The sequence below is a fragment of the Streptomyces flavofungini genome, assembly GCF_041028215.1.
GTDB classification, from domain to species: domain Bacteria; phylum Actinomycetota; class Actinomycetes; order Streptomycetales; family Streptomycetaceae; genus Streptomyces; species Streptomyces flavofungini_B.
The window spans coordinates 1-5662 of record NZ_JASKYR010000503.1 but is presented as its reverse complement, the minus strand read 5'-3'; the positions used below and the strand labels follow the sequence as shown (position 1 = coordinate 5662).

The window sequence follows — 5662 nt, the reverse complement described above, 5'->3', positions numbered from 1 at the left end:
ACTCGGCGGGGGCCGGGGCGGAGGCGTCGCGTCGGGCCAGCGCCCCGTACACGAGCGCGGAGACCAGTGCGCCGAGCAGGGTGAGGTCGCCACCGCCGAGGGGTGCCACCAGCGGCCCGGTCCACAGCTCGGAGTCGCAGGTGAGCGCGGCGAAGGTCATGCCGGCGGCGAGGGCGGCCATCCCGGCGGGGTGGAATCCGGCGCGGTACCAGTAGGCGCCGCCGGGCCCCGGGGTGTGCAGCGCTCCGGTGTCGTAGTGGCAGCGGCGCAGCAGCATGTCGGCGAGGAAGACCCCGCCCCAGGGCGCGAACACGATGATCAGCAGGGAGAGGAAGCCGAGCAGCGACTCGGTGAAGTCCGTCAGGAAGAGCGCGCCCAGCGAGCCGAGCGCGGTGACGACGACGCTGATGACGATGGCCTTGGCGCGCGTCCAGGGCACACCGAGGACCTGGAGGTTCAGGCTGGAGGAGTAGAGGGTGAGGATCGAGTTGGTGACCGAGCCGCCCAGTACGAGGATCAGGAAGAGCGGCTTGAACCATCCGGGGAGCAGTCCCTCGACCCCGGCGACCGCGTCGGTCATGTCGGCCTGGCTCGCGGCGGCGACGCCCGCGATGCCGAGCGCCACGGAGGAGAGCAGTCCGCCGAGCGCCCCGGACAGGGTGATCGAGCGCAGGGAGGTGTCCGGCGGCAGATAGCGGGTGTAGTCGGCGGGCATCGGCAGGTACGAGAAGGGGCCCGCGAGCATCACGACGAAGGCGAGCGTCCAGCCGGAGAACCCCGCGCCGCCCGCCGGCCCCGCCGAGCCGAGGTCGGCGTCCGGCAGCAGCAGGAGCAGCAGCACCCCGAAGCCCGCCGCGAGGAGGTACGCCATCCAGCGTTCGGCGAGCTGCACCGTGGCGTGGCCCCACATGGCGACCGCGAAGGTCATCGCGAGGGTCACGGCGAGCGCCATGGCCTTGGCCGCGTCGCCGCCGCCCAGGCCGAGACCGGCGAAGAGGGCCTGGAGGGCGAGCGTGCCGACCACGGTGTTGACGATGGTGTAGCCGATGGAGACGACCCAGTTGAGCACCCCGGCGGGCAGGTTGCCGAGGAAGCCGAAGGCGGCCCGGGAGATGACGAGGGTGGCGGTGCCGGTGCGGATGCCGCTCAGGCCCGCCGCGCTGATGGTGAAGAAGGACAGGCCGCCGATGACGACGACGGCCACGGCCTGCCAGAAGGTGAGGCCGAAGGAGACGGCGAGGGCGCCGTTGATGACGTAGGTGAAGGTCAGGTTGGAGCCGAACCAGAGCCAGAAGAGGTCTTTGGCGCTGCCGTGCCGGTCCGCTTCGGGGATGGGATCGATGCCGTGGGTCTCGACCCGGAAGACCTCGTCACTGGTGACTCCGGTGCCGATCCCCTTGCCGTTCCCGGCGGACACCGGGGGCTGTTGCGCCATGCGGAACCTCGCTCTCGGGCATCCATACTTTGAATGCCGTTCTAAAATCTAGAACGGCATTCAAAGTGAGGCATCGGCCCCCGAGCCGTCAAGACCCCGGCGGAAATGACCGCACCCGGAGCGGGGATAGGGTCGGTGCGGAGGAGCGGGCGGTGGGGCGGGCGGCGAAGGGAAGCGGGAGCGCACGTGGCACGACGGCGGGACGGGCAGATCGCGCGGGACCGGATGCTGGAGGAGGCGATGGCGGCCATCGCTGAGGACGGCCTCGCGGCGCTCACCATGTCCGCGCTCGCGGACCGCCTGGGCACCAGTGGCGGCCACATCCTGTACTACTTCGGCAGCAAGGACCGGCTGCTCCTGGAGGCGCTGCGCTGGAGCGAGGCCGCCCTCACCGAGCAGCGGCGGGCCCTGCTCGCGGGCCGGACCGCGCCCGCCCGCAAACTCGACCGCTTCCTCCAGCTCTATCTGCCGCAGGGGCCGCGCGACCCCCGCTGGATGCTGTGGATCGAGCTCTGGGCCCGCGCCGGGTCGAACGAACCGCTCCGTACGGCCCAGGAAGAGCTGGACCAGGGCTGGCTCGACGACCTCGCGGCGCTCCTCGTCCAGGGCGCGGCGACGGGCGCCTTCACCGCCGAGGACGGCGCGGACCGCGCCGGTGAACTCCTCGCCCTGCTCGACGGCTTGAGTACCCGCGTGGTGCTCGGCCAGCGCGGGGCCGACCGCAGGGGCGCGCTCGCCTCGGCCCGCTCGGCGGCGCGGCGTCTGGTCGGGACGGCGTAGCCCGAGCGGCCGAGCGGCGAGCTGATTCCCGGCTCACCGTGGAAGGGATCCGGGCATGACCGAAGCGTATCTGTACATGGCGAACCCCCGGATCACCGTGCTCGGCGTGCAGCCGGGCACCCCGCCGTTCCGCATCGTGGAGATCGACGGGGAAGTGGTCGGCAAGGCCAAGACCATCACGGACGTCCTGGACGCCGCCGCCATGGCGGGCATCACCGTGCACGACCTCGACGACCCGGACACCGTGCGGTGGGTGGGCGGCGACAAGTTCCACTGGCGGCTCGCCTGAGGCCCGGGGAGAGCGGGCAGGCGGGTCAGGGCCTTCCGGCCGCGGGCACCTCCTCACCCGGGGGAACCGGTCCCGGCGGCGTGCCGTCGCCGAACGGGCGGCCGCCCAGCTCCTCGCGGTGGTGCGGCGTGAGCCAGCCGCCGAGGTCGGGGCCGAGCGGCACGACGCCGGTCGGGTTGATGCCCGAGTGCACTTGGTAGTAGTGCCGCTTGATGTGGTCGAAGTCGACCGTGTCCCCGAAGCCCGGGGTCTGGAACAGGTCCCGGGCGTACGCCCACAGCACCGGGTCCTCGGCCAGCTTCCTGCGGTTGCACTTGAAGTGGCCGTGGTAGACCGGGTCGAACCGCACCAGCGTGGTGAAGAGCCGGATGTCCGCCTCGGTGATGGTCTCGCCGACCAGATAGCGGCGGCCCGCCAGCCGCTCGGAGGTCAGTTCGAGGCGGCGGAAGACGTCGTGGTACGCCGCTTCGTACGCCTTCTGGTCGGGGGCGAAGCCTGCGCGGTACACGCCGTTGTTCACGTCGTGGTAGATGCCGTCCATCACCTCGTCGATCTCGTCGCGCAGCGGCTCGGGGTACAGGTCGGGCGCCCCCTCGCGGTGCAGCGCCGTCCACTCCGTGGCGAAGTCGAGGGTGAGCTGCTGATAGTCGTTCGTGACCAGCTTGCCGCTCGGCACGTCCACGAGCGCCGGGACGCTGACGCCACCGGGATAGCCGCTCTCCCGCGCGTCGTACGCCTCGCTCAGGTGGCGGATGCCGAGGACGGGGTCGCGGCCGTCGGGGTCCAGCGTGAACCGCCAGCTCTTGTCGTCCTGGATCGGGTCGGTGATGGCGAGGGACAGGGCGTCCTCCAGGCCGAGCAGCCGCCGCGAGACCAGGGCCCGGCTCGCCCACGGACAGGCCCGGCTCGCCACCAGGCGGTACCTCCCGGCCTCCACCGGCCAGCCGTCCCCGCCGTCGGCGGTGACGCGGTCGGCGAAGTGGCTCTTGGAGCGCTTGAACTCCTTGTGGCCGTACGACGCGTTGCCGTCCTCACCGGCCGACGTGTTCTCCGTCATGACGCACTGCCTTCCCGGGCGCGGGAGCGGGCCGTCGCCGTCGGTGCGGAGCGCTGGGCGGGTGGGGCCGGCGGAATGGCCGGGGGATGCGGCGAGAGATCGTAGATACGGTCGATGAGCGCCGCCTCGTTGCCCGCGAGGCCCGCGCGGCGCAGCGCTTCGTCCGCCTCCGCGATCGGCCCCGCGAGCAGCGTCGCCGCGCTGGCGGGGGAGACCTCGCAGGCGTCGGACAGCGCGGCGCGCGCAGTGTGCAGCAGACGCAAGCAGGCCTGGGCGGCGAGCAGTTCCTCGGACGTCGTGCCGGTCATGTCGAGCGACTCCCTTGCGCTGGGTGGCGTGGCGGCATCGCAGCGATGCCACCTCCACTGTGGCGCACGGGTCTGACAATGGCGCCGCTACGCGGCCGGGGCGCGGCGAGTGAGCCGCAAGGTGAGTCCGTCCGGCATAAGGGTCAGCCGTTCGGCGACGCGCAGCCGGTAGGCGGGGTCGGCGTGCAGGTCGTAGCGGCGCAGCAGCAGGCCGAGCACCAAAGTGGCCTCGTGCAATGCGAACTGACGTCCGATACAGGCCCGCGCTCCGGTGCCGAACGGCTTGAAGACATGAGCGGGCCTGGCCCGTACCGCCGAAGGGGCGAACCGGTCCGGGTCGAACCGCTCGGGGTCCTCGCCCCACGCGGCCGGGTCGCGGTGCAGCATCGTGGCGAGGACCAGCGCCCAGGCGCCCCGGCGCATCGGGTGCTCGCCCCCGAGGACGGTGTCCTCGCGCGCCTCGCGGGCGAAGCCGGGAGCGGTCGGCCACAGCCGCAGCGACTCGTCGAGCACCCTGCGCAGATAGCGCAGCTTGGCCACCTGCTCGTAGGCGGGCTCGCCGTCCCGCCCCCACACCTCGTCCACCTCGGCACGCGCGCGCGTGAGCACGTCCGGCGAGCGCGAGAGGTAGTGCAGGGCGAAGGACAGGGCGCCGGACGTCGTCTCGTGCCCCGCGACCAGGAAGGTGATGACCTGGCGCCGGATGTTCTCCGCGGACAGCCGCTCACCGCTCTCGGGGTGGGCGACGTCCAGCATCCGGTCGAGCAGGTCGCCGTGGGCGCCCGAGCCGTCCGCCGCGCGACGGGCGGCGACCACCGCGTCGACCGTGCTGTTGAGGTGGTCCATGTCGGCGTCGTTGCGCCGGTTCGCGCCGCGGAGCAGCAGCGGGGCGAGCGGCGGCGGCATGACGTTGCGGCGCTGGGCGAAGGAGAGCGTGCCGACCATGGCCGTCACGAAGGGGTGCGGCGCCGTCCGCTCGAAGGACCCGAAATCGTGCCCGAAGCCGGTGCGGGCGATCGTCTCCAGGGTCAGCTTCGTCATGTCGCCCGGCACGTCCACCGCGCGCCCCGCCGACTCCCGCTCGTCCCAGCGGGTCGTGAGCTGCCGCGCCACGTCGAGCATCAGCGGGTGGTAGCCCGCCATCGCGTCCCGGCTGAACCCGGGAGCGAGGATGTCGTGCGCGAGCTGCCAGTTCGGCTCGTGGTTGTACGCGGTGAAGAGCCCGTCGCCCGCGATCGGGCGGAGATTGGCCACGCCCAGGCCCACGTGCTTGGCGAACCGTGACTCGTCCGCGAGATCGGCGGCGAGACCGGCGCCCCACACGAACACGAACTCCTTGCCGAACGCCTTGCGCCGGAAGATCGGGCCGAGCCGCTCGGCTATCCGCATCGAGTCCTGGATCGGGGTGCGCACCCCGGCGCCCACGACGTCGCCGAGCAGCGGGAGGCGGTGCGGCGGATGCGGGATGCGGTGCAGCTCCGGCCAGCCGAGCTCCGCGCTGCGGAATCCCCTGGGCGGCGGAGCGGCCGGACCGTCGTGCCCCGCCGCGGCCCGCGTCGTCTGCGCCATGCGCGCCATCTCCCTTGTCGCACCGGCCCCTTGGGCCTGTTGTACGTGGATTCAATAGGGCTCCCCAGTCTGGTCCCGTTATTGAATTCGCGTCAAGTAAGGTTTTCGCATGGCCGCCACCCCGCAGGAGCGCACGCGTCGCAGACTGAGCAGTGAAGAACGCCGTGAGCAGCTTCTTTCCGTCGGATCACGGCTGTTCGCACAGAAGCCGTACGACGATGTGT

Annotated in this window: 6 protein-coding genes and 1 pseudogene; 3 read left to right on the top strand and 4 right to left on the bottom strand. The window is 72.1% G+C overall.

The genetic code is table 11. The annotated features are described in order from the left end of the window. On the bottom strand, positions 1-1435 hold a 1435-nt coding region (locus AB8Z36_RS28160; RefSeq protein WP_369216193.1), incomplete at its 3' end, for a purine-cytosine permease family protein. Positions 1436-1660: 225 nt separating this feature from the next. On the opposite strand from AB8Z36_RS28160, the gene AB8Z36_RS28155 reads away from it, so the two are divergent. Together AB8Z36_RS28155 and AB8Z36_RS28150 are read left to right on the top strand one after the other, a co-directional pair. Continuing rightward, positions 1661-2215, top strand: a complete 555-nt coding sequence (locus AB8Z36_RS28155) for a TetR/AcrR family transcriptional regulator (protein ID WP_369216194.1) — start codon at positions 1661-1663, stop codon at positions 2213-2215. 55 nt (positions 2216-2270) lie between these two features. After that, positions 2271-2504, top strand: coding sequence for a hypothetical protein (locus tag AB8Z36_RS28150; RefSeq protein WP_369216192.1), 234 nt, complete (start codon positions 2271-2273; stop codon positions 2502-2504). Between the two features lie 25 nt (positions 2505-2529). Here the strand turns inward: AB8Z36_RS28150 and AB8Z36_RS28145 are convergent, their stop codons facing one another. The 3 genes from AB8Z36_RS28145 to AB8Z36_RS28135 form a co-directional block, all read right to left on the bottom strand. Further along, positions 2530-3561, bottom strand: a complete 1032-nt coding sequence (locus tag AB8Z36_RS28145) for a glutathione S-transferase family protein (RefSeq protein WP_369216191.1) — start codon at positions 3559-3561, stop codon at positions 2530-2532. Continuing rightward, positions 3558-3869: a hypothetical protein gene (locus tag AB8Z36_RS42355; protein WP_440582013.1), complete on the bottom strand. Its 312-nt coding sequence runs from the start codon at positions 3867-3869 to the stop codon at positions 3558-3560. Before AB8Z36_RS42355 ends, AB8Z36_RS28145 begins: the two co-directional genes overlap by 4 nt. An 87-nt stretch (positions 3870-3956) precedes the next feature. Next, the gene (locus AB8Z36_RS28135; RefSeq protein WP_369216190.1) at positions 3957-5438 is read right to left on the bottom strand and encodes a cytochrome P450; all 1482 of its coding nucleotides are present in this window, start codon (positions 5436-5438) and stop codon (positions 3957-3959) included. Positions 5439-5547: 109 nt separating this feature from the next. On the opposite strand from AB8Z36_RS28135, the pseudogene AB8Z36_RS28130 reads away from it, so the two are divergent. After that, a pseudogene (locus tag AB8Z36_RS28130) lies at positions 5548-5662 on the top strand (TetR/AcrR family transcriptional regulator); the annotation flags it as partial.

Bases quoted from the DNA above. Each gene is read 5' to 3' on its own strand.
- AB8Z36_RS42355 (WP_440582013.1), bottom strand. From the start codon at position 3,869: ATGACCGGCACGACGTCCGAGGAACTGCTCGCCGCCCAGGCCTGCTTG.
- AB8Z36_RS28150 (WP_369216192.1), top strand. From the start codon at position 2,271: ATGACCGAAGCGTATCTGTACATGGCGAACCCCCGGATCACCGTGCTC.
- AB8Z36_RS28135 (WP_369216190.1), bottom strand. From the start codon at position 5,438: ATGGCGCAGACGACGCGGGCCGCGGCGGGGCACGACGGTCCGGCCGCT.
- AB8Z36_RS28145 (WP_369216191.1), bottom strand. From the start codon at position 3,561: ATGACGGAGAACACGTCGGCCGGTGAGGACGGCAACGCGTCGTACGGC.
- AB8Z36_RS28155 (WP_369216194.1), top strand. From the start codon at position 1,661: ATGCTGGAGGAGGCGATGGCGGCCATCGCTGAGGACGGCCTCGCGGCG.